Source organism: Actinoplanes sp. NPDC048791, from assembly GCF_040650095.1.
Taxonomy (GTDB): domain Bacteria; phylum Actinomycetota; class Actinomycetes; order Mycobacteriales; family Micromonosporaceae; genus Actinoplanes.
In genome coordinates this window covers 1-1,552 of sequence record NZ_JBEZGQ010001491.1, presented here as the reverse complement: position 1 = coordinate 1,552, position 1,552 = coordinate 1, and the positions used below count along the sequence as shown (strand labels likewise).

2 protein-coding genes are annotated in these 1,552 nt (G+C 72.0%); one reads left to right on the top strand and one right to left on the bottom strand.

Annotated features, from left to right (window positions below):
- On the bottom strand, window positions 1-808 hold an 808-nt coding region (locus AB0C29_RS47745; protein WP_360834920.1), incomplete at its 3' end, for an RDD family protein.
- A 40-nt stretch (window positions 809-848) separates the two neighbouring features.
- Here AB0C29_RS47745 and AB0C29_RS47740 point away from each other — a divergent pair.
- Window positions 849-1,552 (top strand): stage II sporulation protein M (locus tag AB0C29_RS47740; protein ID WP_360834918.1); only part of this gene is annotated, 704 nt, incomplete at its 3' end.

The following is a 1,552-nucleotide window of genomic DNA, read 5'->3' as shown; positions in this document are numbered from 1 at the left end:
TGGTGTGCACCCGCCGGCCGGCCCGGCGGCGGCGCTCGGCCAGCACCGCGCTGAGGAACATCCAGGGCGGGGTGCCGGGCGGCGGGGTCTGGGAGATCTTCTCGGCGACCTCCTGGGCCAGGGTGTGCGCGAAGCGCCCGTTCTGCGGCTGCCGGATCTCGCCGGCCCGGGCCAGGTAGTGCCGGGTGGCCAGGGCCAGCTCGTCGTCGAGGCCGCTGAGGTCCAGCTCGGCCGCCCAGCCGGCGAGCTGCGGCGGCATCGACGGCACCCAGCCCCACGGCGCCGGGGACCGCTCGTGGATCACGAACGTGCCCGCCGCCTGATCGCCCAGCCGCCGGCCCTGCGGCGAGAAGATCATGGTGGTCAGCGCAACCGCCCAGGTCAGCGGCGGGAACAGCAGGCCGGGCCACTCCACGGCCACGCCGACCAGGGTGCGGGTCAGCGCGTGCCGCAACCGGATCGGGCCGCCGTCGACCCGGACCACCCGCAGGCCCATCGCGCGCTTGCCGATGCTGCGGCCGTTGGTCAGCGTCTCGGCGATCGTCGGGTAGGCGATGAACACCAGGATGACCCCGATGGTGAAGGCGGCCTGCATGAAGGCGCCGTCGGCCACCCCCGGCGGCAGCACCGACGTGCCGATCCCGATGAGGATGACCGTCAGCAGGACGAAGACCAGCTGCATGGCGATGTCGATGATCAGCGCCAGGCCGCGCGAGCCGACCCGGGCCGGGCGTACGTCGACCTCGACGGCCTCCCCGTTGACGATCGGCTCGTCGCTCCCGCCGCTCGCCGGCACCGCCACAGTCATGCGGGTAGTTAACCCGATCGGCGTTGGCTACGCTGCGCCGGTGGACCTGGACGCGTACGTCGCCGAGCGCCGCGGGGAGTGGAACCGCCTCGAGGTGCTGGCCCGCCGCCGGCGGCTGTCCCCGGACGAGGCCGACGAGCTGGTCCTGCTCTACCAGCGGGCGGCGACCCACCTGTCCGTGGTCCGCAGCCACTCACCGGACCCGATCCTGCTGGCCTCGCTGTCCCAGCTGGTCATCGCCGGCCGTTCGGCGGTCACCGGCGGCCGCAGCTTCTCCTGGCAGCCCGTCCGGCGCTTCTTCACCTCGGCGTTCCCGGCCCAGCTCTACCAGGCCCGCCGCTGGTGGCTGACGGTGATGGTCGTCGACGTCCTGGTCGCCTGGGCCCTGATGTGGTATTTCTCGGCCAACCCGGACGTGATCAGCACCTTCGGCACCGGCCAGGAGCTGCAGCGCTACGCCGAGCAGGACTTCGTCGGCTACTACAGCGAGTTCCAGGCGCAGAACTTCGCGGCCAGCGTGTGGACCCACAACGCCCTGATCGCGGCCCAGTGCCTGGCCTCGGGGGTGCTGATCCTGCCGGTCATCTACATCCTCGGCCAGAACATCTTCGCCCTGGGCATGTCCGGCGGCGTGATGATCTACACGGGCCACGCGGACACCTTCTTCGGCTTCATCCTCCCGCACGGCCTGCTCGAGCTGACCTGCATCTTCGTCGGCGCGGGGGTGGGCCTGCGGATCGGCTG